The organism is Burkholderia sp. MSMB1835, from assembly GCF_001526365.1.
In the GTDB taxonomy this organism is placed as follows: Bacteria; Pseudomonadota; Gammaproteobacteria; order Burkholderiales; family Burkholderiaceae; genus Burkholderia.
Genome location: NZ_LOYP01000042.1, coordinates 295,870 through 319,664, shown reverse-complemented (window position 1 = coordinate 319,664; position 23,795 = coordinate 295,870). Strand labels below are relative to the sequence as shown.

Below are 23,795 nucleotides of genomic sequence, written 5' to 3'. Positions count from 1 at the left end.
ATCATGACGCAGCGTATCAACTACATTCAACAGTCGCCCGAGCTGTTCAAGAAATTCCTCGAACTCAGCAATCAGTTGCGCAACAGCGCGATCGAGGAATCGATCCGGGATCTCGTGTCGCTCCGCGCATCCCAGATCAACGGCTGCGCGTTCTGCGTCGACATGCACGTGAAGGAAGCGCGCATCCACGGCGAGCGCGAGCTGCGCCTGCACCATCTGGCGACGTGGCGCGAATCGACGCTCTTCTCGCCGCGCGAGCGGGCCGCGCTCGCGTGGACCGAAGTCCTGACGACACTGCCCGAGCATGGCGTACCGGACGACCTCTACGAGCGCGTGCGCGGCCAGTTCTCCGAAAAGGAATTGTCGGACCTGACGTTCGAAGTGATGGCGATCAACGGCTGGAACCGCGCGAACGTCGCGTTCCGGACCGTGCCGGGCTCGTCCGACAAGGCGTTCGGCCTCGACAAGGCGAATCTTGCCTGACGGCCGGCCGCCACCCTCCTTCGCTGCCGGCCGTCGGCCGGCGGCCCACCGGAAGCCACCACCATGATTCGCATGACACACGTGATCGCGTCCGCGCTCGTCGTCGCGGGCGCCGCGACCGGCGCCGCTCGCGCGGCGCCCTCGGCCATCGTCACGCCGCTGATGACGAAGCCGCTCGACGCGTACCCGGGCAAGGAAGCGCTGATGATCTCGGTCGAGTATCCGCCCGGCGCGGTCGATCCCGTCCACCGCCACCACGCCGACGCGTTCGTCTATGTGGTCGAGGGTTCGATCGTGATGCAGGTGAAGGGCGGCGAGCCCGTCACGCTGAAGCCGGGCGACACCTTCTACGAGGGCCCGAACGACTTGCACACGGTCGGACGCAACGCGAGCCGGACCCGGCCCGCGAAGTTCATCGTGCTGCTGTTGAAGGACAAGGGCGCACCCGTGCTCGTGCCGGAAAAATAGCCGGCTCGCACGTCGCCCGCACCCTGTTTGAAAAAATGCGGCGGGCGGTGTCACAGGCAGCAGCGCTGAAACGTCTAGTCGCATACGGACACCACGATTCCAGCGCCTCCATGCCCGACACCTCCATTCGCCGCCCCGATGCCGACGATCCGTTCGCGCGCAGCTTCTCGACCTGCTATGCCGGCGTGGTCACCTTTCTGGCCGTCGTCACCGAAGGCAGCTTCGCGCGCGCCGCCGATCGCCTCGGCGTCGGCCGCTCGTCCGTCAGCCGCCACGTGCAACGGCTCGAGGACCGGCTCGACGCACGCCTGTTCCAGCGCACGACCCGCAGCGTGTCGCTGACGCGCGAAGGCGAGCTCTTCTACGAAAACTGCCGGCCCGGCATCGAGCATCTGGCGCAGGCGCTCGAGGACATGCGCGAGCTGCGCAGCGGGCCGCCGAGCGGACACCTGCGCGTCGGCTCGACGCCGGGCTTCGGCCGCAAGGTCGTCGCGCCGCTGCTGCGCGATTTCCATGCGCGGTATCCGGACATCACGCTCGACCTGCTGTTGAACGACCGGCCGGCCGATTTCTCCGCCGACCGCATCGACGTCGCGTTCCGCGACGGCCGCATGGAGGACAGCGCGATCGTCGCGCGCCGGCTGATTCCGATGCAGATGATCGTCTGTGCGTCGCCGGCGTACGCGCACCGGCACGGCTTGCCGCGCCACGTCGACGACCTCGCTCGGCATCGCTGCATCAACCTGTGCACCGCGTCGGGCCGCGTGACGGAATGGGAATTCAGGATCGACGGACTGACGCAGCAGCGCCAGCTCGCCGCGCATCACACGTTCAACGACATCGACCTCGTCGTGCGCGCGGCGCTCGACGGGCTCGGCATCGCGCAACTGCCGGCGTACCAGGTGTGCGACCTGCTCGCCGACGGCCGGCTGGTGAGCTGTCTCGGCCAGCATGCGCCGGACGACGGCGGCCACTACCTCTGCTACCTGAGCCGCAAGCACCTGCCCACGCGCATCCGCGTGTTCATCGACTACATGATCGAACAGACGCGTGCGCGCGACCTGCAGTGCCCGGCCACGATGACGACGATGGCGCCGCTGGAGACGGTCGATTGATGCATTCGCAGCAACACGGTGAGGGCTTGCAGCCCTCTACCGGATCACGCGGCGCATGCCTACGATGCGGGCTGTTCGACACGCACGCGAGTACGGCGCTGCGCCGTTCGGCAAGATACCGGCCCGATCGTGCGAGCGCGACGGTCGCCGGTTTCGGCAGGTTCAAGCGGCGCGCATGTCGCGCGCCCGTTCAAGGAGAGCAATCGTGAAAATCGTCGTGATTGGCGGTACCGGCCTCATCGGCAGCAAGGTCGTCAGGAACCTCATCGCACGCGGCCACGACGCGGTGGCGGCCGCGCCGTCGACCGGCGTCGATACGATCACGGGTACGGGACTGGACGACGCGCTCGCCGGCGCGGAAGTCGTCGTCGATCTCGCGAATTCGCCGTCGTTCGAGGAAGCGGCCGTGAAGGCCTTCTTCGAGGCGTCGGGGCGCAACCTGTTCGCCGCGGAGCGCGCGGCCGGCGTGCGCCATCACGTGGCGCTGTCGGTGGTCGGCACCGACCGGCTGCAGCAGAGCGCGTATTTCCGCGGCAAGATCATTCAGGAAAACCTGATCCGCGACGCAGGCGTGCCGTACACGATCGTGCGCTCGACGCAGTTCTTCGAATTCGTCGGGGCGATCGCGCAGGCTGGCACGCAAGGCGACACGGTCCGGTTGACCACCGCGCACTTCCAGCCGATCGCATCGGACGACGTCGCGGCCGCCGTGACCGACTTCGCGCTCGACGCGCCGCGCAACGGCATCGCCGAGATCGGCGGCCCCGAGCGCGTGCGGATCGCGGATCTGGTCGAGCGTTTCCTGGCGGCCACGCACGATGCGCGGACGGTGACGCGCGATGCGGGCGCCGACTACTTCGGCGCGCTGCTGCAGGACGACACGCTCGTGCCGGCGCCCGGCGCACGCCTCGGCGCGACGACCTTCGATGCATGGTTCCGGCAGAACGCGCTCGTGCGCTGAACGCCGCAGCCGGATCACCCACGCCATGACGCCGCTGCGCCCGCCGCCGCTGTCGCTGCTCGACCGGTATCGCGGACGGGAACCGCAGACGCTGTACTCGACGACGGTGACCGTCACGGGCGGGGCGGCCGAGCACGGCCGCGCATCGGGCGTCGCCCGTTCCGACGACGGGCGCCTGGACATCGAGCTGCGCCTGCCGTCCGCGCTGGGCGGCCCCGGCGACGGCCCGAACCCGGAACAGTTGTTCGCCGCCAGTTATGCGGCGTGCTTTCACGGCGCGCTGAGCCTGCTGGCTGCACGGGCGGGCGTGTCGATCGCCGGCGCATCGGTATCCGCATCGATCGACTTCTGTCGCGATCCGATGGACGGGCTGTTCATGCTGAACGCGAACATTCGCGTGCGGCTGCCGGGCGTCGAGCGCGCGGTGGCGGAAGAACTCGTCCGCAATACGGAGCGTTTCTGTCCGTACACGAAGATGGCGCACGAGGGAATCAGCCACGTCGTGGCGCTCGCGCCGGCGGACGATGCGCCCGAACGCTAAACGGCACGCACATTCAACCCATCGTCTTCACGAGAAAGTCATGCAGTCATTCGACAACAAGGTAGTCCTCGTTACCGGCGGCGGTGCCGGCATCGGGCTGGCAGCGGCCGTCGCGTTCGCACGCGAAGGCGCGCGCGTCGTCATCACGGGCCGCCGCGAAGATGCGCTGTCCGCGGCCGCGCACAGCGCGCCGGGCATCGACTACGTGGTCGCGGATGCCGGCGATCCGGCCGACGCCGCGCGCACGATCGACGAAGCGGTCGCACTGGCGGGGCGGCTCGATGTGCTGGTCAACAATGCGGGCGCGGGTGCAATCCTGCCGCTCGAGCAGGCTACCTTCGAAGCGATCAGTGCGATCTTTTCGGTCAATACGCTCGGACCGTCGATGCTCGCGACCGCCGCGTTGCCGCACCTGAAAGCAGCCCGCGGCAGCATCGTCAACGTGTCGAGCACGTTCGGTCACAAGGCCGCGGCGCTGTTGTCGCACTATGCGGCGAGCAAGGCCGCGCTCGAGCATCTGACGCGCTGCTGGGCGCTCGAGCTCGCATCGGCGGGCGTACGCGTGAACGCCGTCGCGGCGGGTCCGACGGAAACGGACTTCCTGTCGGAACGGATGAAGCTGTCGGTACCCGAGATCGAAGCGATCAAGGCGCAGGAGCGCGCGCGCATTCCGCTGGGCCGGCGCGGCGAGCCCGCGGACGTCGCGAACTGGATCGTGTCGCTCGCATCGCCACAGGCGGCATGGATGACGGGGCAGGTGATCACGGTCGACGGCGGACTCGACGCGACCTGACCGTCGCGAGGACGCGCGGCACGCAACGGACGACGCGTGCCGCGCAAGGTGGCAGATCAGTGCTTTTCGTCGAGCTTCTTCGGCTTCGGCGGCGACGGCACCTTCGCGTACTGGAACGCCGGCGTGGCCTTCAGCGCCTCCTTGGTCGCACCGGGCAGATAGATGTTGCCGTTGCGCACGTCGAGCGACGCGATCGGCACCGCGACGTCGTGCGCGGCCACGCCGAGGAAGCCGCCGGCCGACACGATCGCGGCCGACACCGAGCCGTCCGGCGCGACGATCAGGTCGCGCACCTTGCCGACTTTCTGGTTCTCGTCGTTGTACACGGTCTTGCCGAGCACGCTCTTCTTCACGCTCCAGCCTTCGAGCAGCGCCTGCGATTGCTCGACGGTCACGCTGATCGGCTGCGCGCCCGCGATCTGCGCGTGCGCGCCGACGCTCGACGCGAGGACGGTTGCTGCGAGGAGGGTCTTGTAGAACTTCATATGCGTTGCACTCCGGTTCGGTTGTTGTGGATTCCGGGAACGAAGCGACACGGGCGCAACGGCCGATCGGTGAACACCCTGCGGGTGGCCGCCCCACGGGGGGCCGCCCCGCGGATGGCCGCCCCGCGCTTCGTCAGTCGCGTGGCGGCCGGCCGCGCCGCCACGGCGTGTGTGCGTGGCGGACCGGCGTGGCCGGGCCGCAGCGTGCAACACGTCGTTCATGGTAGCGGCAATCGACGGATCGTGCGTTCGGAGTGCGATGCGGCAGGTGGAACGAACCGGATCAAGATCAAAGACCACGCAGAACAGACGCGCGCGCGGCGCGAAAAAATGACGCCGCGGCCCGTCGATCAGGACAACCTCGCAGGCGGCCACCCGATCTTCGCGGCGCGCCGAACGACGCGGTGGCGGCCGCGCCGCCCCGCTGCGTCACGCATTGCGCGAATACACCCTGCGATGCCGCACCGCCTCCGCCAGCACGTCGAGCACCGGCTCCGTCTGCGTCCAGCTCAGGCACGCATCGGTGATCGACACGCCGTACTGCAACGGCACGCCCGGCTTCAGATCCTGGCGGCCGGCCTCGAGATGGCTCTCCACCATCACGCCGACGATCCGGTGCTCGCCCTGCGACAGTTGCCGCGCGAGATCCTGCGCCACCTCGATCTGCCGCTCGTGCGACTTGTTCGAGTTCGCATGCGAGCAGTCGACCATCACCTGCTCGCGCAGGCCGGCCTTGCGCAGCACCGCGCAGCTCGCTTCGACGTGCGCCGCATCGTAGTTCGGCCCGTTCTTGCCGCCGCGCAGGATCACGTGCGCATCGTCGTTGCCGCGCGTCTCGAAGATCGCGGCCATCCCCATCTTCGTCATCCCCATGAACGCATGGCTCGCGGCTGCGGCGACGATCGCGTCCGACGCGACCTGCACGCCGCCGTCGGTGCCGTTCTTGAAGCCGATCGGGCAGCTCAGGCCCGACGCGAGCTGGCGATGGCTCTGGCTCTCGGTCGTGCGCGCGCCGATCGCGCCCCACGCGATCAGGTCGGCGATGTACTGCGGGCTCAGCAGATCGAGGAATTCGGTCGACGCCGGCAGGCCGAGCGCGTTGATGTCGAGCAGCAGTTGCCGCGCGGCGCGCAGCCCTTCGTTGATGCGGAAGCTGCCGTCGAGACGCGGATCGTTGATGTATCCCTTCCAGCCGACCGTCGTGCGCGGCTTCTCGAAGTAGACGCGCATCGTGATCAGCAGGTCGTCCTTCAACGCGTCGGCGGCAACCTTCAGGCGGCGCGCGTAATCGAGCGCCTGGTCGTGATCGTGGATCGAGCACGGGCCGACGACGAGCAGCAGCCGGTCGTCGCGACCGTGCAGGATATCGCCGATCGCGCGGCGCGTATCCTCGACGAGCGTCTGCGTGGCGGCCGGCACCGGCAGTTCGTCGAGCAACAGCGCCGGGGAAATCAGCGGACGCACGGCGCCGATGCGGACGTCGTCGATGCGCGTGGTGTCCTGCGTCGCGTCGGCGCTGCCTACCTCGCGATCGTGGGAAGGATTGTCGAGGTTCTGCATGGCGATTCTCCGGGGACGTCTGTCTGGAATGATGGGCAGGCTCGATTATGGCACCCGCGCTCGCGCCGATCCTGAGACCGGGCGGTGCGCGTTACCTCGTACCGGGCGTCGCGCTGAAGTAACGCGGCGGTGCGCGCGCACCACCGCCATTGCGTCAGGAAGCGATCAGCCCGCGTCGCCCTGCGCGTCGGCGTCGATCCCCAGTTCGCCGGCCATCCGCCGAACCAGCGCATTCAGCCGCGCCACTTCGTCCGCGAGGCGTTTCTGCTCGGCCTTCAGCGCTTCGAATTCGGAAGGCGGCACCGCCTCCGCACCGCCGGCATCCGCGCTCGCGAAATCGGCCACGTTCACCGCGCCGCACATCAGATGCATCCAGCGATTCTCGCGCGCGCCCGGTGCACGCGGCAGCCGGACGACGAGGGGTTGCGCGCGCGCCGCGAGTTCGTCGAGGAACGCCTCGACCGACGAGATATCCGCGAAGCCGTGCAGGCGCGCGCTGTTCAGGCGCAACTCGGCGGCCGTCTGCGGGCCGCGCAGCAACAGGATCGTCAACAGCGCGATCGCCTGGCTCGGAATGCCGAGCACGCGGTTCATGTTGTGCTCGAAACGCGGCACGCGGCTGCTGCTGCCCTCCATCACGAGGCTCAAGTGCTTCAGCCCGTCGAGCGCGGTCGTGACTTCGTCCTCGCTGACGTTCATCACCGGCGAGCGCGCGGTTTTCTGGTTGCAGCCCGCGGTCAGCGCGTTCAGCGACAGCGGGTAGGTATCCGGCACCGTGTGCTGTTTCTCGACGAGCACGCCGAGAATGCGGGCCTCGAGAGGCGTGAGTTCGCGAAGAGCGCGGGGCGTGGGCGTATCCGGCGTGGTGTTCATGAGTGGCGTCGCAGCGTGCAGCAGGTGAAGGGAAACGGTCGCGGCCCGTCCGGCGTCGCGCACGGGCGAGCCATATGATAGCTCGCGACGCGTGGCCCGGCGCCACTCGCCGCACCGGCGCGCGCACGCGCCGCGGCGGGCTTTCGTCGGACGTAGCGGCGCGCCCGATAGCGGGCGACGACGCGGCGACCCATGTGCACGGCGCCGCAGATTCGTCCTTCGCGCACGCCCGGGCGTTTGCGCGATGCGCATGCCGGCGCTACGATAGACGTTCATCCCGATATCAGCGGCGCCGCGCGCGATCGCCTTCACACGTCGATACCACGCATCGCCCGCGTTGAACGCGCTGCACCATGCCGCGCGCCGCTCGTCAAACCCGTTCACGCCCTCACCGGTTCACCACCATGACTGCATCTTCTCCCGCACCCGTGCGCGCCATCGTCACCGGACACACGCGCGGCGTCGGCGCGGCGCTCGCCGAACAACTGCTGCAGGAAGGCATCGCCGTGCTCGGCGTGTCGCGCAGCCGTCATCCGTCGCTCGCGTCGCAGGCCGGCGAGCGCTTCGCCGAAGTCGAACTCGACCTGTCGGACTCGAAGACCATCGCGACCTGGCTGGCCGGCGACACCCTGCGCCGCTTCGTCGACGGCGCGTCGCTCGTGCTGCTGTTCAACAACGCGGGCATCGTCGATCCGATCGGCCCGCTCGCCGCGCAGGACCCGGCGATCGTCGCCCGCGCGGTCGGCCTGAACGTCGCCGCGCCGCTGATGCTGTCGGCCGCGCTCGCACAGGCCGCGTCGGCCGCGACCGAATGCCGGATCGTGCACCTGTCGAGCGGTGCGGCCCGCAACGCGTATGCGGGCTGGAGCGTCTACTGCGCGACCAAGGCCGCGCTCGATCACCATGCGCGCGCCGTCGCGCTCGACGCGAACGGCCCGCTGCGCATCTGCAGCGTCGCGCCGGGCGTCGTCGACACGGGCATGCAGACCACGATCCGCGCGACCGGCAAAGACGATTTCCCGATGCGCGAGAAATTCGACGAGCTGAAGTCGAGCGGCGCGCTCGCGACGCCCGAGGCAACCGCCCGACAGCTGATCGGCTATGCGCTGAGCGACGCATTCGGCAACGAGCCGACGGCCGACGTGCGCAACCTGCCGACGAAGTAAGCATCGGACGCGGCGCGTCACCCTTCGAGCCGCTTCGTCCAGTCTTCGACCTGCCGCGCCGTCCGGCGCTTTTCCAGCATCCTGCGCCAGCCGGGCGGCAGCACCGGCACGTCGCACAGCGCATCGAGCGCGGCCATGTCGAGCGTGCGTCGATACAGCACGTCGAGCACCGTCGACAGCGGCCATTGCGGGTAGCGGCGCGCGTGGAGCGCGAGCACATCGCCCGCCGCCACCCAGCCCTCCTGCAACACGCGGTAGTACCAGCCGGTCCGGCCGCTTTGCTGCACGAGCGCCGCCATCCGCGGATGATCGAAACGCGCGTTGAGCTTCCAGCACGGCTGCCGCGACTGCGACACCTGGAGCACCGCGCCGCCGAGCGTGAACACGTCGCCGAGACACACGTCGTGCTCGGTGATGCCGCGCGTCGACAGGTTCTCGCCGAACGCGCCCGGCCGGGCGAGCACGTCGCGCGCGCCGATCTGCCCGGCCCACCACGCATAGTGATCGTGCGCATAGTGATGAACGGCCTTGTCGGGACCGCCGTGATGCCGCGCATCGGCCGGCGTGTCGCCGGCGAAGCCGAGCGCGCCCAGCCACAGGCGCGCATCCGCCGGCTGCTTGTCGATCGCGCTTGCGTGCGGCGTGCCGGCGAGCGGACGGCTCGCGCCGATCCGCACCGCGCCGATGGCGACCGCGATCGCCGGCCGGGCGTCGTCGCTCATGCGGCCACACCGTCCGGCAGCGCCGCGAGCAGTCGCTCGAGTTCGCGCGTGCGTGCTTCGCCGAGCGGCAGCAGCGGCCGCCTCGGTTCCCCGGCGTCGAAGCCGCGCAACCTCAAGCCGGCCTTCACGGTCACCGGCAACCCGCCGTTGACGATGAACTGCAGCAACGGCAACTGCGCGTGAAAAACCGATCGGGCGCGTGCGAGATCGCCGGTCCGCATCGCGTCGAACAACGCGAGCGGCAACGCGGCATTCAGATTCGGCGCGGCCGTGCACCATCCGGCCGCGCCCGCGGCCAGCGCGGCGAGCGCCATCGGATTGCTGCCGTTGTAGAACGGGATCGTCCCGCCGCTCAATTGCGCGAGCCGATGCATCCGGCCGATGTCGCCGGTGCTCTCCTTGACCATCGTCACGTTGTCGACGGTGCGGCAGATCGTCGTGATCAGGTCCGGCGACATGTCGACGCCGCTCGTCGCCGGGTTGTTGTACAGCATGATCGGGATACCGATCGCTGCACCGATCGCGCGGTAGTGCGCGACGATCTCGTCGTTGCCGAGCTTCCAGTACGACACCGGCAGCACCATCACCGCATCGGCGCCGGCCCGCTCGGCGAAGCGGGCACGGCGCACCGCGCCCGCCGTGGTGAGATCGGAAATCCCGACGACGGTCGGCACGCGCCGGCGCACCGCACGAATCGACGCGGTGGCGACGGCCTCCCATTCGGCATCGGACAGGTAGGCGCTTTCGCCGGTACTGCCCAGCGGGGCGATCGCGTGAACGCCGTCGGCGATCAGGCGCTCGATCAGCGCGTCGAGCGCTTTCAGGTCGACGCCGCCGTCGGCGGAGAACGGCGTAACCGGGTAGGCAATGATGCCCTTCAGCAGAATCGTCACGATTCGTATTCCTCAATGATTGTCTGACAGGATCGAAACGGCACGCTCGTTTACGCGATGCAGTCCCGATGCGTACGCAACGCGCGGCGCGCGTAGTAGTCGAACGTCACCGCGTCGCGCTTCGGCTTCGAGATCCAGTCGTGCGCTTCTCGCGCGAGCGCGGGCGGTACCGGCTTGATCTCGCCGGCCGACATCGCGAGCAGTTGCAGCTTCGCGGCGCGCTCGATCAGCAGCGCGAGAATGCACGCCTCCTCGATCGTCTTGCCGACCACGAGCTGGCCGTGATGCGACAGCAGGATCGCGCGCTTGCTGCCGAGCGCCTTCGAGATGATCTCGCCCTCCTCGTTGCCGACCGGCACGCCCGGCCAGTCCTTCAGGAACGCACAATCGTCGTACAGCGGGCAGGTGTCCATGTGCGACACCACGAGCGGCTGCTCGAGCATCGACAGCGCCGCGACATGCGCCGGATGCGTGTGGATGATGCAGTTCACGTCCGGGCGCTCGCGATAGATCCACGTATGGAACCGGTTGGCCGGGTTCGGAATGCCTTCGCCATCGACGACGTCGAGATCCTCGTTGACACGCAGCAGGTTCGCGGCCGAGATCTCGTCGAAGCCGAGCCCGAGCCGCTGCGTGTAGTAGGTGCCGGCCGCATCCGCGCGGCAGGTGATCTGCCCGGCCAGGCCGGAGTCGTGGCCGGCGTCGAACAGGATCCGGCACGTCAGCGCGAGCTTTTGCCGCGCGGACCAGCCGCTGTCGCCCACTTCGTTTTCAAGGCGCCGCTCCGCCAGCGCGACCAGCGCTTCCTTCGTCAAATTCAGCGTTTCCGCCATGTTCGCCTCCTGAATGCCCCGGGTCCGCCGCGCCGTCCGCGGCCGTTTCCCCGAGCGCATGACACACAATACACCGAATGACACATTGTGTCATGCGTTACAATCGGTTTTTCAAAGGACACCCGGCGCCCCATGACGATTCGCCTGAAGCTGCTCAGAAAACAGAAAGGCTGGACGCTCGACGTGCTGGCCGAGGAAACCGGCCTCACCAAGAGCTACCTGTCGAAGGTCGAGCGCGGCCTGAGCGTGCCGTCGATCGCGGTCGCGCTGAAGCTGTCGAAGGCGCTGAACGTCGACGTCGAACAACTGTTCTCGGAAAGCGGCAACCGCGAGCTGATCACGGTCACGCGCGCCGGCGAGCGCACCGCGATGGGCGCGGCGGCCGACAGCCACGCGCACCGTTTCGAGAGCATCGCGGCCGGGGTCGCGCCGAAGAAGATGCTGCCGTTCGTCGTGCATCCGCCGCACGAATTCGTCGCGTCGACGTTCCGCGAGCACGAAGGCGAGGAATTCCTGTTCGTGCACAAGGGGCGGGTCGAAATCGAATTTCCGAACGAGACGGTGCAACTCAGGGCCGGCGATTCAGTCTATTTCAACGCACTCATTCCCCACCGCACGCGCAGCCTCGGCACCGCGCAGGCGGAGATTCTGGTCATCGTCAGCCACGACGACTAGCCTCGTCACTTCTTCGCGCAAGGATCTTCCGATGGTCACCAGGGCCACCGCACCGTTCCAGCAGATCAAGACGCTCGTTCGCCAGAACGTCGAGGCCGGCGACTGGCGCCCCGGCGACCGCATTCCGTCCGAACTCGATCTCGCCGCGCAGTTCGGCGTCGCGCGCATGACGGTCAACCGCGCACTGCGCGAGCTGACCGAGGAAGGGGTGCTGAAGCGCATCGCGGGCGTCGGCACGTTCGTCGCCGAGGTGAAGCCGCAGTCGAACCTGCTGATGATCGCGCATATCCGCGACGAGATCCGTGCGCGCGGGCACGAGTACCGCTGCCGCGTGCTCAGCCAGGCCCGCGAGCCCGCGTCGTTCGACGTCGCGGCCGCGTTCGGCCTGCCGGTCAATACGCCGGTCTTTCATGTGGTGTGCGTGCACGAGGAAAACGGCCGCCCGATCCAGCTCGAGGATCGCTACGTCAACCCGGCTGCCGCGCCCGGCTTCATCGATCAGGATTTCCAGATCGAGCCGCCATCCGAGTACCTGTACAACAACGTGTCGCACTACGAACTGGAAATCGAACACGTCGTCGACGCGTCGCTGCCCACCGGCGAACAGGCGCGGCTGCTCGACATGCGCGCCGACGAGCCGTGCCTCACGCTCACGCGCCGCACGTGGACGGACGGGCTGCCCGTCACGTTCGTGCACTTCCTGCATCCGGGCAACCGCTACCGGCTCGGCTCGCGCTTCAAGCCGGGCGCGGGGCGCCACCCGACCTGATCCTTCGTCGCACGCCCCCGACACGCACGGCGGCCGTTTCGTCATGAAACGGCCGCCGTGTTCATTCGTGACGTCGAGTCAGATCGCGCCAACCTGCCCCGCGTCGCGCGACCACACGACCGGAAACAGCGGGTGATCGAGCGGCGCGCCGTCGGGCAACTGTTCCGCGAGCCCGGGAAAATCGGGCGACGTTTTCCAGCGGCGCGGCGCGTGACGGACATCGTCGCCGACGAAGCGGATCGAGAACGCACGCCGGCGGTTCCGCGTGCCGCCCGACGCATGCAGCGTGAGCATCCGGAAGCACACCATGTCGCCGGGTTCGAGCGCCCAGCGGCGGATCGGGAAGGCCGCACGGTCGGCTTCGATGTCGGGCAGATCGGCGAGGCTGCCTTCCGGGAACCACTTCGCCTCCTTGTCCATGAACGTGCGCGGCATCAGCCACGGCCCGAGATGCGAGCCGGCGACGAATTCCAGCGTCGATTCGAGCGGCACCGGGTCGACCGGAATCCACATGCTGACGTTGTCGTCGCCTTCGATGTTGTAGTACGGCTGGTCCTGATGCCACGGCGTGCGCTGCCGCGTGCCGGGCTCCTTCACGAGCAGATGGTCGTGATGCAGCCGCACGTTGTCCGTGCCCATCAGCGCGGCGGCGACCGACGGCGCCGGCGAGCGCACGATGAAGTCGCGATACGCGTCGTTGTGCTGCCAGTTGCAGAAATCCTCGAAGAACCAGCCCGGATCGTCGGGCCGGCTCGCGACTTTCGCGCGTTTGCTCGGCTGCGCGAGGTTCGCGTCGATGCCGGCCCGCAACGCGGCCACTTCGTCGGGCGAAAAGATGCCCTTGATGCAGACCGCGCCTTCGTCGCGGAACGCGGCGATCAGTTCGGGCGTCACGGCTTGCGCGACGCGCTCCTGGATACTCGTCATGGTGTACCTGTCGATCGAATGGGTCACGGGGTCACGGCGCCGAAGTCAGTTGCTGCTTCGCGTCATAGATGTCGAAGTCGAAGTATTTCGCGGCGATCTTCTGGTACGTGCCGTTCGCGCGAATCGCGGCGATCGCGTCGTTCAGCCGCTTCTTCATGTCGGCGTCGCCCTTGCGTATGCCCATCGCGACGCCGTAGCCGGTGATCCGCACATCGGTCACGTCCGGGCCCGCGAACGCGTAGCCCTTGCCGCGCGGCGTCTTCAGGAACGAGTAGCCGGCTTGCGTCTTGTCCTGGAAGGTCGCGTCGAGGCGGCCGTTGACGAGATCCTGATACACCTGGTCCTGATTCTGGTACGAGACGATCGTCACGCCCTTGGTCGCCCATTCGGCCTTCGCGTACGCCTCCTGTGTCGTGCCCTGGTCGATCCCGACGCGCTTGCCGGCGAGCGACGCGGCGGTCGGCAGCAGCTTCGAGCCGACCGGCGCGACGAGCGCGCCCGGCGACGCATACAGCTTGTTCGAGAAGTCGATCTGCTTGAGCCGCTCGTCGGTGGCCGTCATCGCGGACATGATCACGTCGAACTTGCGCGCGCGCAGCGCCGGAATCATCCCGTCGAAGCCCTGCTCGACCCACACGCACTTCGCATGCAGTTGCTCGCAGATCGCATTGCGCAGGTCGATGTCGAAACCGGCGAGCGAGCCGTCGGGCTGCTTCGCCTCGAACGGCGGATACGTGGGATCGATACCCCAGCGGATCGTCGACGTGTCCTGCGCGAACGATGCGAGCGGCGCGAACGCGAGCGCGGTAACGAGGAACTTGGCGGTACGGTTCATGGCGTGTCCTTGAAAGTCTCGACGCGGCGGGCGACGCCGGCGTCCGGTGAAGGCGCCGCGACGGCATGCCGGTGCGAGGCGCGAAAGACGGGGGACTTCGATGAAACTGCGACGCAGTCTAGACCGCCAGATTTCCGAGTGCAAGCGGAAGGAAGCGGAGACGGGATGGGTCGAGGTCCAGCGGACGCGGAAAGACGGGGCGACGCTTTATTTATGGCTGATTTACGGGAATGGCGGGTGTTTACCCTGTTCGACGCACGTCCAACACAGCGGGCGTTTTTCCGGATGCCCACAGGCTAATGATGTCGATATATGCGATCTGAGCGGCGCCTCGAACGAGGCGTGCCTCAGCGAAATCACGATGCGACCTATACCGCCTCGAAAACTCCCGGGAGGCAGTACCCCGGTCGAAAATGTAATATATACTTTACATTGAAGCGCGACGAATCCGCGTGGGGAGGTGAACATGCAACTCTATGAAATCGGTCGGGCCGTCGCCAGGCGGCGGGCCGAACTCGACCTCACGCAGGCCCAACTTGCCAAGCTCGCCGGGTTGTCTCGTCTTACCATCAACCAGCTCGAAAGCGGTAAGGTGAAGGATCTCGGCATCAACAAGCTCATCCCGTTGCTCAGCGTGCTCGGCATCGAACTCCTGGCGCTGCCGCGGCAGGCTCAAAACGGTCTCCACAAGGCCGTCGTGAGTGCGAACGTGAGCTACAAGGGCGAATTGACCGAACGACTGCTGGCCGACGCATTGACCACCGGACGGATTCCTGAAGGATACGAATCGCAGTTCTCCGTCATCCTCGACGAAGTGCCGCTGCGTGTCGTCGTGAAGGCGGCCGAGGAAGCCGCCGAGCGCTCGGGCACCCCGCTTCGGACCATCTGGAAAAACCTTGCCGCGTGGTCGAAGGATCTCCATCTGTATCGGGACGTATGGGCATGACCGCACCATCCACGTTGCCCGACGGACCGTGGCAGGGTCTTTTTCGCCACGCGCTGACACTGGTCGACGAGATACGGAAGCACGGCACGCCGAATCCGTTCTGGACGTTCGGTGGGGGCACGGTTCTCATGCTGCGCCACGGCCATCGCGTCAGCAAGGACGTGGACATCTTCGTACCCGACCCGCAGTATCTCGGGTACGTGAATCCCCGCATCAGCGACGCCGCGTCCGACATCACGATGGACTACGAGGAACACGCCAGCTTCGTGAAGCTGGTGCTGCCCAACGGCGAAATCGACTTCGTCGTCTCCCGGAATCTGACGTCTCCCGGCTACGACGAATGGATGCTGATGAATCATGTCGTCAAGGTGGAGACTTCCGCGGAAATCGTCGCCAAGAAAATGTGGCATCGCGGCGATCGTCCGACCGCGCGGGATCTGTTCGACCTGTGCGTAGTCATCGAGCGCGAGCCGGAAAGCCTGATGGAAGCCGGTGCGTTCCTCGTTCGGCATCGCGACACGTTTCTGCGTCTGCTCAACGAACATCGCGCGTTCGTACAGCCGCGCTTCGACGCCATCCGGACACTCGACTACACGCCATCGTTCGACTATTGCGTCGAACTGGCCGAAGCGTTCCTGCGGAAACTCCCCGACAGCACGCCCGAACCAAAATCGCGCGCCCGCTAAGACTTGCGCCCCTCCCGCCCCCACCCGATCTCCGCCGCCCGTGGCGTCGCGCCCCCCCCGCCGGGTCCGGCGAAACCGCGATTGCCCGCGATGGGCGGCCATGTTAAAAGTCGTCGCACGCATTTGAAAACGAAATGCTCGAATTCACAGAAGTACAAAAATGAATAGACCCCTGTTCGACATCGACCTGTTGCGCGCGCTGGTGATGGTCGCCGACTGCGGCAGTTTCACGACGGCTTCCGCGCGCCTGCATTCGACGCAATCCACGGTCAGCCAGAAGGTGCGCCGGCTCGAGGAAATCGCCGGCCACCGCCTGCTCGACCGCGGCACGCGCGACGTGCGGCCGACCGACGCGGGCGTGACGGTGCTCAGCTATGCGCGGCGCATGCTCGCGCTGAACGACGAGATGCTGGAGGCGCTGTCGGGCGCGACGGTCGCGCTGACGATCCGGCTCGGCGTGCCCGACGATTTCGCGGCGGGCCGCACGACCCATGCGCTCGCGGCGTTCAAGCGCGAGCATCCGCAGGTGAAGCTCGAAGTGACGTGCGGATTGAGCCGCGACATCAGCGCCGCGTACGATCGCGGCGAACTCGATCTCGTATTGATCAAGCAGCGGCGCGACAGCCGCGAGGCGGTCGTGCGCTGGCCCGAGAAGCTGCGCTGGATCGACAGCGCGAAGCATCCGTCGATCGATCTCGACCCGGTGCCGATCGTCGTGTTCCCGCCGCGCGGGCTGTACCGCGACGACATGATCAAGGCGATCGAGGAGCGCGGCCGCCGCTGGCGGATCAGCTTCACGACGTCGAGCCTGAGCGGGATCCAGGCAGCCGTCGCGGACGGCCTCGGCATCAGCGTGCTGCCCGCGCGCGTGGTGACGGACGAGCATGTGGTGCTGACCGCGAAGCAGGGCTTCGCGCCGATCGAGCACATGGACATCGCGATCCTGCACCGGCCGACGGCCGACCCAATGGTCGGCGCGCTGACGAAGACGCTCGCGGCGATGCTGGAACTCGAAGGACGGTAAGCGAAGCGCGCCCGATCCGGCCGCACGGCTCCGCGTCAGAACATCGTGTTGCCGTTCGCCGCCTGCTCGGGCACCGGCTGGTTGACGTCCCAGTGTTCGACGATCTTGCCGTGCTCGAGCCGGAAGATGTCCATGATCGCGCTGCCGCGCGTGCCGGGTTCGCGCACCGCGTGCACGTGCAGGATCACGTAGTCGCCGTCGACGAACGCGCGTTTGATCTCGCTGTGCGACTGCGGATATTTGTCGCGCAGAAACGCGACGAACTGGCGAAAGCCGTCGCGCCCGTCGGCCGCGTTCGGGTTGTGCTGCACGTAGCGATCGCCGACATACGCGAGCGCGGCGTCCGCATCCTTCTCGTTCAAGCCTTTCTCGTAGAACGCCAGCACCGTCCGGCGATTGGCCTCCTGCTGCGTGTCGCCCGCGCCGGCTGCGGCGGCATGCGCGGCCGTCGCCGCGAACATCGCCGCCGCGATCCATCGTGTCGTCCGTCCTGCTGCCATGCGTCGCATCTCGATCTCCCGGTCGAATCGTTGAAGGCCCGATCATACCGAGGACACCGCCCATGCACGCCGGACGCGTTGACGCACCCGAGCGGGCCGCCCGCACTCACACCAGCGCGCCGTTGCGCGCGACGATCTTCCCGGACGACACGACGAGACGCCGCACCGGCCGCGCGACGACGGCCTCGGCGAACGTCAGCGCATCGACGAGCACGACGTCCGCGCGGCAGCCTGGCTGCAGCCCGTAATCCGCGAACCCGCAGCCGCGCGCCGCACCGTGCGTCACGCAGTCGAGCGCGACTTCGAGCGCATCGTCGCGGCGGAAATCGTTGCGCATGCCGATCAGCATCGCGCGCTCGAGCATGTCGGGCGAGCCGTACGGCGTCCACGTGTCGCGCACGCCGTCGTTGCCGCCGATCACGGTCACGCCCGCCGCACGGCACGCGGCCAACGGCGGCACCGGCACCGCGGCCGGCGCGGTCGTGACGATCGCGACGCCGAGCTCGGCCATCCGCGCGAGCAGCGCATCGCGCTCGCGTTCGGCGATATCGCCCAGGCAGAAACCATGGCTGATCGTGACCTTTCCCTGCATGCCGTGAGTCGCCGTGCGCTGCAGGATCAGGTCGAGCGAGTACGCACCCATCGACCCGCGCTCGTGCAGATGGATATCGAGCCCGCGGCCGTGGCGCCCGGCGATCGCGAACAGCACGTCCACCGCCTCGACCGGATCGCCTTCGATCGCACACGGATCGAGCCCGCCGAGCAGGTCGGCGCCGGCGCCGAGCGCGTCGGACAACAGCGCATCGGTGCCCGGCCGCTCGAGGACACCCGATTGCGGAAACGCGACGATCTGGATCTCGACCTGCCCGCGCAGCGTCTCGCGCGTGGCCAGCACGCCGTTCAGGTGGCGCAGCCCGGCCTGGGTATCGACGTCGACGTGGGTACGAATGCGCGTCGTGCCGGCCGCGAGGAATGCGCGCGCCAGCGCGAGCGATGCGGCGCCCGCGTCATGGCCGCTCGTCGCGCGATAGTGGCGCTCGTTCTCGATGCGGTCGACGAGGCGCGGCCCGACCTGGTTGCGATACCACGGCATCCCCCAGTGGGTCTTGTCGAGGTGCGTATGGCCTTCGACGAGGCCGGGCAGCGCCAACGCGCCCGCGCCGTCCTCGATCGCGCAGCCGGCGGGCGCATCGAGCGACGGGCCGACGCGCGCGATGCGATCGCGTTCGATCAGGATATCGAGCGTGGCGTCCGCGTTCGTGCGGACATTACGGATCAGCAGGTTCGTCATGTCGGGTCCGGTCGGGTCGGTCGGTGCAAGGCGGGCACGGCGCGCGCCGTGCCGCCGCTCGGGTGGGTCAGCGCGTAAAGCGCAGCGACGGGGCGAACGGCGCGTCCGTATCGCTTTCGCCGCGGCGGAATACCCAGCGTTCGGCCGGCACGCCCGCGACGGCCGCCGCCGCATTCGGCGCGCGCACCGCGACGAAGCTCGCGTCGCAGCCGACCGCGATTCCGTAGTTCTCCTTGCCGATTGCGCGCGCGCCGGCGTACGTCGCCATGTCGAGCGCGACGCCGAGCGCCTCGTCGGTGTAGAAGCCCGACCGGTAGCCGACCATCATCGCGCGCTGCAACATGTCGCCGTTGCCGTACGGCCACCACGCGTCGCGGATGTTGTCGTTGCCCGCGAACACGTGCACGCCCGCGTCGCGCAGCCGTTGCACCGGCGGGAACGCGCAGTCGCCCGGCGCATTCGTCAGGATCGATACGCCGGCTTCGGCCAACACCGCGGCCGTACGCCGCACATCGTCATCGCTCACCTGGCCGAGCGCGTACGCATGGCTCACGTTCACGCGCCCGCCGAGCCCGGCCGCGCGCGTGCGCGCCGCGATCCGCCGCAGTTGCGCGATGCCGGTTTCCGCCGGTTCGTGCAGGTGGATGTCGATTTTCGCGCCGCGCTTCTCGGCGATGCCGAACACGATGTCGAGCTGGCCGTCCGCGTCGCCGTCGAGCGTCGTCGGGTCGATCCCGCCGACCACGTCCGCGCCTTCGCGCACGGCGGCATCGAGTATCTCGGCGGTGCCCGGGCACGTGATCACGCCGGCCTGCGGAAACGCGACCAGTTCGATGTCGACGATCCCGCGCCATCGTTCGCGCGCGGCCATCACCGCGTGCAGGTTCGACAGGCCCGTCGTCGCGTCGACGTCGACGTGGCTGCGCATCGCGATCGTGCCGAACGCGGCGGCCTGCGCGATCAGCGCGTTCGCACGCTCGACGATCGGCGGCGCGGCCGCGAGCTGGCGCTTCTCGACCGTGAGCCGCTCGCGCAGCGAGCCGACCGGTTCGTGCGGCACCCAGCGATCGCCGACGAAGCTCTTGTCGAGATGGATATGGCCGTCGACGAAACCGGGCAGCACGACGCGGCCGTCGAGGTCGATCGTCTGCGCGCCGGGCGCGGCTGCGCAATCGGCGCCGATCGCGGCGAAGCGGCCGTCGCGGACGACGAGGTTGACGGGTTGGCCGCCGGCGTCGACGGCGTTGATGAAGAATCGTTCGGTCATGGCCTGGAATAGGGGGTGGTCGCGGCGCGACACCGGCGCGGACAGGGGAAGGAACCGCAGCCGGCGCGGCGCGACCGTTGGCAGGGAATCCGGCCACGATATCGGACGCCGCTGCCCGAGGCCAATTAAATGTCGCGATGCCGCGCATTCGATTTCGCGATGTGCGGCGCGCAGGCGCCCCGGACCGGGTGCGACGGCGAGCGTGATCGACGGGGAAAGGGCCGACCGGTCGGCGGCCGCGCATCGCCCGCATCGCCCGAATCACCCGCAAGCGGCCGCCGGGAAGCCGCGTCGCCGCGTTGCCGGACGGGGCTTCGACGCCGCGCCCGATCGGCGATTTACGCGGCAACAGACTTTACACGTTGTTACCCGGCCGCACCGGACGCGCATCCGCCCATTCCTTATACTCACGCCGAGTTCGCCACCCGTGTCGGGAATCCATCGGCGGACACGTTGCCGATGCAGGAAACACATGATGCGCATGCCTTCCACGAAGACCGTTCTGTTCGCCTCGCTCGTCGCCGTGGCGGCGCTTCCGCTCACCGCGTGCGTCGCGCCGGGCTACTACGGCGCGCAGCCGGGCTATCCGCAGCAGCAATACGCGACGCCCGGCTATGCGCAGCCCGCGTATTCGCAACCGGGCTACGTGCAGCAGCAGCCGGCGTATCCGAACCAGGCGCCGCAACCGTACGATCAATACGGCAACCCGTCGCAGTACGGCTCGCAGCCGTATGACTCGTATGGCAATCAGCAACAGCAATACGCGAACCCGTACGGCACGCAATACGGCACCGTCGCGAACATCCAGCCGGTCAACGGCTCGGTCGGCCCGTCGGGTGTCGCCGGCACCGTCGTCGGTGCGCTGGTCGGCGGCCTGGTGGGCAACCAGTTCGGCCGCGGTCATGGCCGCGATGCGGCAACGGTGATCGGCGCGCTCGGCGGTGCGGTGGCGGGCAACCAGATCGGCCAGCAGATGGGCGCCGCGCAAGGCCCGAGCAGCTACCGGATCGACGTGCAGGTCAGCGATGGCTCGATGCGCTCGTTCGACGTGCAGTCGCCGGGCAACCTGCGTCCGGGCGACCGCGTGCAGATCAACGGCAATCAGCTGTCGCGCTATTGATTCCCGTCGCGCGCGCGTGAGCGGATCTCGCGCGTGCCGAGCCTTCGGCGTCGGGCGCCGGTTCGGCGCAACGGCACACGCGCCCGGCGTCCCTCGTCGATGGCGGCGCGCCCCGCCGTCATCACCGTCTTCCCGGTTCACGATCGTGCCCGCACCGGGCATCGCGCCGCGACATCCGGATTCCCGTTAGGATAAGGACGATGCATCCCGCGCCCGCCGCAGCGGCGCACGCGGGCAAGCACGCCCCTCAACCGGAATGCCCCCGATGACGATCACGATCCGCCTGCTCGACGCGGCCGACGCCACCTGTTTCCGGACCGTCCGCCTGCGTGCGGTCGACACCGCGCCCACCTCCTTTCTGCCGACGCTCGACGAAGAATCGCAGGTGCCGGTCGACGAATTCGCAAAGCGCCTCACGCCGACGCAGGTACAGGCCGTGTTCGGCGCGTTCGACGGCGACACGCTCGTCGGCATCACCGGCGTGCGCCGCGATGCGCGCACGAAGATCGCGCACAAGGCGACGATCTGGGGCGTCTACGTCGACGCCGCGTATCGCGGGCAACGCATCGCGCAGGCGCTGCTCGACAGCGCGACCGCGCATGCGGCGAACGCATGGGGATGCAGCCAACTGATGCTGTGCGTGAACGAGGCCAACCACACCGCGGAGCGGCTGTATGCCTCGCAGGGGTTCGTGCGGTTCGGCACGGAGCCGCGCTCGATGTGCGTCGATGGCCGCTTCTACGACGAGCACTACATGATCAAGATGCTGGCATGACGCATCGGCGTTCGCGTGCAGGCGCCGACCGGTTGCACGCGAACGCCGCGACGTGACGTCATCTCACCGCGTGTCGGCGATCGTCGCGTTGACGACCTGCCCGGCGATCGTCACGTTCGTCAGCGTCATCGCGCTCACGTTGAACGCATAGATCGGCCCCGGCGACGTGACCGTCGGCGTGCCCGACGCCACCGGCGTGCCGAAGTCGCAATTGGCGATCGTCACGCCGGAGATCGGCTGCACCGCAGGCGTGGGCGGCGTGCCGTTGTAGTCGAACGCGACCGGCCCCTGCGCGACGATCGCCTGGAAGCACGACGCGCTCACGCCGTTCAGCGTCACGTTGCTCGCCTTCACGTCGGCGATCGTCACGTTCTGCACGACCGGCGCGCGCGTGCGCACCGCATCGTTCGCCGGCTGATAGTCGCAGTCGAACGTGACGATGCCGCCCTGCGCCGCGGACGGATTGCCGGCCGACGGCGTGACGACGCCGAGCGGGACGCTCGCGTTGACCGGGCTGCCCGCGAGCAGCGCACTGCCGTAGCCGCCGCCCTTCAGCGTCACGCCGTTCGGCAGCGAGACGCCCTTCACGTGGAAATCCTTCACGTAGCCGCCGCGGTTCATGTTGGTCTTCACGCGAATCGCGATGTTCAGCGGGTTGGTCTGCCAGTTCGCGTTCAGCATCGACAGGTTCGTCGCATAGATCTGCTCCACGCCGCCGCCCATCTCGCTACCGAGCGTGATCCCGCCGTGCCCGCTGTTCATCGTGCAGTTGCGGATCAGGTGCCGCTTCGCGGGCCCGTATTCGGCGTCGCGGTCCTTGCCCGACTTGATCGCGATGCAGTCGTCGCCGGTGTTGAACGTGCAGTCCTCGCACAGCACGTCGGTGCACGCGTCCGGATCGAAGCCGTCGTTGTTCGGGCCGATGCTGTTGGTCGTCACGCCGCGGATCACGACGTTGCGGCTCGCGGTCGGATGGTGCTGCCAGAACGGCGTGTTCTGGGTCTGGTAGTTCGCCATCAACACGTTCGTGCAGCCGATGAATTCGACCATGCACGGCCGCAGGTAGTGGCCGAGGCCGAAGATGCGTTTCTCCACCGGCACGCCGGCCTCGGACAGCGCAGGCAGGTAGTTCTGGTCCTGCTGCCACGGCGTGACGGGCGACGTCAGCAGCGCATAGAGCGCGTCGGGAATCGCGGGCGCGACGATCCGCAGGTCGACGTTGTTCGGGTTCGCGTAGTTCTGGGCCGGCACCGTCGCGCCCGCGCCGTACGCCCCCGACGAGCCCTTGTAGGTCCACCAGCACACGCTGTTCGCGCCGCTGCCGGAGAACGGCGTCATCGCCTGCCCGTTGAGCACCGACGTCGGGCCTTCGCCGGTCAGCGCGATGTTCGTCGCGTTGCGCGCGTAGACGGGCGCACCGAAGTTCAGGCAATCGTTCGCCTGCCAGCGGCTGTAGTACAGCCGGCCGTTCGCGCCGCAATCGACCGGGCCGTCCTTCGCGTAATCGGCCGGGTTCGGGCTGAAGTAGATCGTGCAGTTCGCGCTCAGATGGAACGTGACGTTGCTCTGCAGCACGATCGGCCCCGCGCAGTACCAGGTGCCGGACGGCACGACGACCCGGCCGCCGCCTTCACGCCGGCATGCGTCGATCGCCGCGAGAAACGCCGGGCGTGCATCGAATGCGCCGGGCGCGACCGTCAGTTCGGAACCGGGGCTGACCGGCGATTTCGCTGCCGGGTACGGCGACGTCTGCGCGACCGTCGCGCACCGGCGCGCGCCGTACTGCGTCACGTCGAAGTCGCGCCCGCGCCGCGCGAGCCGCGACACGTGCGCGAGCGATGCCGCGATGCGCGCCGCCGCGCCGTGCTCGCCCCACACAAGATCGACCGCCGACGCATCGGGCATCGCGCCCTTCGCCAGCGCCCGGGTGGCCGCGAACGGACCGCCGAGCATCGCGCCGCCGGCGAGCGCGCCGGTCCAGCCGATGAAAGCGCGGCGCGATACCCGTTTCGACGCGGGCGATCGGGCGGACGAAGACGAACGGCGGCGATGGGCGACCATGGGCACTCCTTCAGGGTAGAGGGTAT

General features: G+C 68.2%; 26 protein-coding genes. 14 read left to right on the top strand and 12 right to left on the bottom strand.

Annotated elements, in window-relative coordinates:
• Nucleotides 1-3 precede the first annotated feature (3 nt).
• The 6 genes from WS96_RS17680 (at nt 4) to WS96_RS17655 (ending at nt 4,361) form a co-directional block, all read left to right on the top strand.
• Complete coding sequence (locus WS96_RS17680) at nt 4-483, top strand: carboxymuconolactone decarboxylase family protein (RefSeq protein WP_059834162.1); 480 nt, start codon at nt 4-6, stop codon at nt 481-483.
• A gap of 63 nt (nt 484-546) precedes the next feature.
• Nucleotides 547-951: a cupin domain-containing protein gene (locus WS96_RS17675; RefSeq protein WP_034205892.1), complete on the top strand. Its 405-nt coding sequence runs from the start codon at nt 547-549 to the stop codon at nt 949-951.
• Nucleotides 952-1,061: 110 nt separating this feature from the next.
• Nucleotides 1,062-2,066 (top strand): LysR family transcriptional regulator, encoded by a 1,005-nt coding sequence (locus tag WS96_RS17670; protein ID WP_059834160.1) that lies wholly within the window; start codon nt 1,062-1,064, stop codon nt 2,064-2,066.
• A 205-nt stretch (nt 2,067-2,271) separates the two neighbouring features.
• Nucleotides 2,272-3,027, top strand: a complete 756-nt coding sequence (locus WS96_RS17665; RefSeq protein ID WP_059834158.1) for an SDR family oxidoreductase — start codon at nt 2,272-2,274, stop codon at nt 3,025-3,027.
• A gap of 25 nt (nt 3,028-3,052) precedes the next feature.
• A complete protein-coding gene (locus tag WS96_RS17660) occupies nt 3,053-3,568 on the top strand; it encodes an Ohr family peroxiredoxin (RefSeq protein WP_059780163.1) in 516 nt (171 codons plus the stop codon).
• Nucleotides 3,569-3,608: 40 nt separating this feature from the next.
• Nucleotides 3,609-4,361, top strand: a complete 753-nt coding sequence (locus WS96_RS17655; protein ID WP_059834156.1) for an SDR family NAD(P)-dependent oxidoreductase — start codon at nt 3,609-3,611, stop codon at nt 4,359-4,361.
• Between the two features lie 56 nt (nt 4,362-4,417).
• Here the strand turns inward: WS96_RS17655 and WS96_RS17650 are convergent, their stop codons facing one another.
• From WS96_RS17650 to WS96_RS17640, 3 genes are all read right to left on the bottom strand, one after another.
• Nucleotides 4,418-4,846 carry a PRC-barrel domain-containing protein gene (locus WS96_RS17650; protein WP_034205887.1) on the bottom strand — a complete coding sequence of 143 codons (429 nt, stop codon included), beginning with the start codon at nt 4,844-4,846 and terminating at the stop codon, nt 4,418-4,420.
• Between the two features lie 429 nt (nt 4,847-5,275).
• Complete coding sequence (locus WS96_RS17645; protein WP_034205886.1) at nt 5,276-6,406, bottom strand: 3-deoxy-7-phosphoheptulonate synthase; 1,131 nt, start codon at nt 6,404-6,406, stop codon at nt 5,276-5,278.
• A 165-nt stretch (nt 6,407-6,571) separates the two neighbouring features.
• Nucleotides 6,572-7,279: a YceH family protein gene (locus tag WS96_RS17640; RefSeq protein WP_034205885.1), complete on the bottom strand. Its 708-nt coding sequence runs from the start codon at nt 7,277-7,279 to the stop codon at nt 6,572-6,574.
• A 404-nt stretch (nt 7,280-7,683) separates the two neighbouring features.
• Here WS96_RS17640 and WS96_RS17635 point away from each other — a divergent pair, with 404 nt between their 5' ends.
• Nucleotides 7,684-8,445: an SDR family oxidoreductase gene (locus WS96_RS17635; protein ID WP_059834154.1), complete on the top strand. Its 762-nt coding sequence runs from the start codon at nt 7,684-7,686 to the stop codon at nt 8,443-8,445.
• A gap of 17 nt (nt 8,446-8,462) precedes the next feature.
• Here WS96_RS17635 and WS96_RS17630 read toward each other — a convergent pair whose 3' ends face one another.
• The 3 genes from WS96_RS17630 to WS96_RS17620 are packed head-to-tail and all read right to left on the bottom strand — an operon-like array spanning nt 8,463 to nt 10,893.
• Nucleotides 8,463-9,167, bottom strand: a complete 705-nt coding sequence (locus WS96_RS17630; protein ID WP_059834152.1) for an MOSC domain-containing protein — start codon at nt 9,165-9,167, stop codon at nt 8,463-8,465.
• Nucleotides 9,164-10,060, bottom strand: coding sequence for a dihydrodipicolinate synthase family protein (locus tag WS96_RS17625; RefSeq protein ID WP_059834151.1), 897 nt, complete (start codon nt 10,058-10,060; stop codon nt 9,164-9,166). Before WS96_RS17625 ends, WS96_RS17630 begins: the two co-directional genes overlap by 4 nt.
• 50 nt (nt 10,061-10,110) lie before the next feature.
• A complete protein-coding gene (locus tag WS96_RS17620) occupies nt 10,111-10,893 on the bottom strand; it encodes an aldolase (RefSeq protein WP_059834149.1) in 783 nt (260 codons plus the stop codon).
• 132 nt (nt 10,894-11,025) lie between these two features.
• On the opposite strand from WS96_RS17620, the gene WS96_RS17615 reads away from it, so the two are divergent.
• Nucleotides 11,026-11,568, top strand: coding sequence for a helix-turn-helix domain-containing protein (locus tag WS96_RS17615; protein WP_059834147.1), 543 nt, complete (start codon nt 11,026-11,028; stop codon nt 11,566-11,568).
• Nucleotides 11,569-11,599: 31 nt separating this feature from the next.
• Complete coding sequence (hutC, locus tag WS96_RS17610) at nt 11,600-12,337, top strand: histidine utilization repressor (protein WP_059834145.1); 738 nt, start codon at nt 11,600-11,602, stop codon at nt 12,335-12,337.
• 78 nt (nt 12,338-12,415) lie between these two features.
• On the opposite strand, the gene WS96_RS17605 is transcribed toward hutC, so the two are convergent.
• Together WS96_RS17605 and WS96_RS17600 are read right to left on the bottom strand one after the other, a co-directional pair.
• Nucleotides 12,416-13,264, bottom strand: a complete 849-nt coding sequence (locus WS96_RS17605; protein ID WP_059834143.1) for a phytanoyl-CoA dioxygenase family protein — start codon at nt 13,262-13,264, stop codon at nt 12,416-12,418.
• A 31-nt stretch (nt 13,265-13,295) separates the two neighbouring features.
• Nucleotides 13,296-14,099, bottom strand: a complete 804-nt coding sequence (locus WS96_RS17600; RefSeq protein ID WP_059834141.1) for an ABC transporter substrate-binding protein — start codon at nt 14,097-14,099, stop codon at nt 13,296-13,298.
• Between the two features lie 466 nt (nt 14,100-14,565).
• On the opposite strand from WS96_RS17600, the gene WS96_RS17595 reads away from it, so the two are divergent.
• The 3 genes from WS96_RS17595 (at nt 14,566) to WS96_RS17585 (ending at nt 16,755) form a co-directional block, all read left to right on the top strand.
• Entirely contained in the window at nt 14,566-15,045 is a 480-nt protein-coding gene (locus tag WS96_RS17595) for a helix-turn-helix transcriptional regulator (protein WP_059834139.1), read from the top strand.
• The gene (locus WS96_RS17590) at nt 15,042-15,731 is read left to right on the top strand and encodes a nucleotidyl transferase AbiEii/AbiGii toxin family protein (RefSeq protein ID WP_059834528.1); all 690 of its coding nucleotides are present in this window, start codon (nt 15,042-15,044) and stop codon (nt 15,729-15,731) included. Before WS96_RS17595 ends, WS96_RS17590 begins: the two co-directional genes overlap by 4 nt.
• Before the next feature lie 160 nt (nt 15,732-15,891).
• Complete coding sequence (locus tag WS96_RS17585; protein WP_034205875.1) at nt 15,892-16,755, top strand: LysR family transcriptional regulator; 864 nt, start codon at nt 15,892-15,894, stop codon at nt 16,753-16,755.
• Nucleotides 16,756-16,790: 35 nt separating this feature from the next.
• Here the strand turns inward: WS96_RS17585 and WS96_RS17580 are convergent, their stop codons facing one another.
• The 3 genes from WS96_RS17580 to WS96_RS17570 form a co-directional block, all read right to left on the bottom strand.
• Nucleotides 16,791-17,255: a nuclear transport factor 2 family protein gene (locus WS96_RS17580; RefSeq protein ID WP_373557898.1), complete on the bottom strand. Its 465-nt coding sequence runs from the start codon at nt 17,253-17,255 to the stop codon at nt 16,791-16,793.
• Nucleotides 17,256-17,361: 106 nt separating this feature from the next.
• Nucleotides 17,362-18,546: an amidohydrolase family protein gene (locus WS96_RS17575; RefSeq protein ID WP_059834135.1), complete on the bottom strand. Its 1,185-nt coding sequence runs from the start codon at nt 18,544-18,546 to the stop codon at nt 17,362-17,364.
• A gap of 67 nt (nt 18,547-18,613) precedes the next feature.
• A complete protein-coding gene (locus WS96_RS17570) occupies nt 18,614-19,813 on the bottom strand; it encodes an amidohydrolase family protein (RefSeq protein ID WP_059834133.1) in 1,200 nt (399 codons plus the stop codon).
• A gap of 472 nt (nt 19,814-20,285) precedes the next feature.
• Here WS96_RS17570 and WS96_RS17565 point away from each other — a divergent pair, with 472 nt between their 5' ends.
• Together WS96_RS17565 and WS96_RS17560 are read left to right on the top strand one after the other, a co-directional pair.
• Entirely contained in the window at nt 20,286-20,933 is a 648-nt protein-coding gene (locus WS96_RS17565) for a glycine zipper 2TM domain-containing protein (RefSeq protein ID WP_059834131.1), read from the top strand.
• A gap of 265 nt (nt 20,934-21,198) precedes the next feature.
• Entirely contained in the window at nt 21,199-21,708 is a 510-nt protein-coding gene (locus WS96_RS17560) for a GNAT family N-acetyltransferase (RefSeq protein ID WP_059834129.1), read from the top strand.
• 63 nt (nt 21,709-21,771) lie between these two features.
• On the opposite strand, the gene WS96_RS17555 is transcribed toward WS96_RS17560, so the two are convergent.
• Nucleotides 21,772-23,769: a glycoside hydrolase family 28 protein gene (locus WS96_RS17555; protein ID WP_059834126.1), complete on the bottom strand. Its 1,998-nt coding sequence runs from the start codon at nt 23,767-23,769 to the stop codon at nt 21,772-21,774.
• Nucleotides 23,770-23,795: the final 26 nt, after the last annotated feature.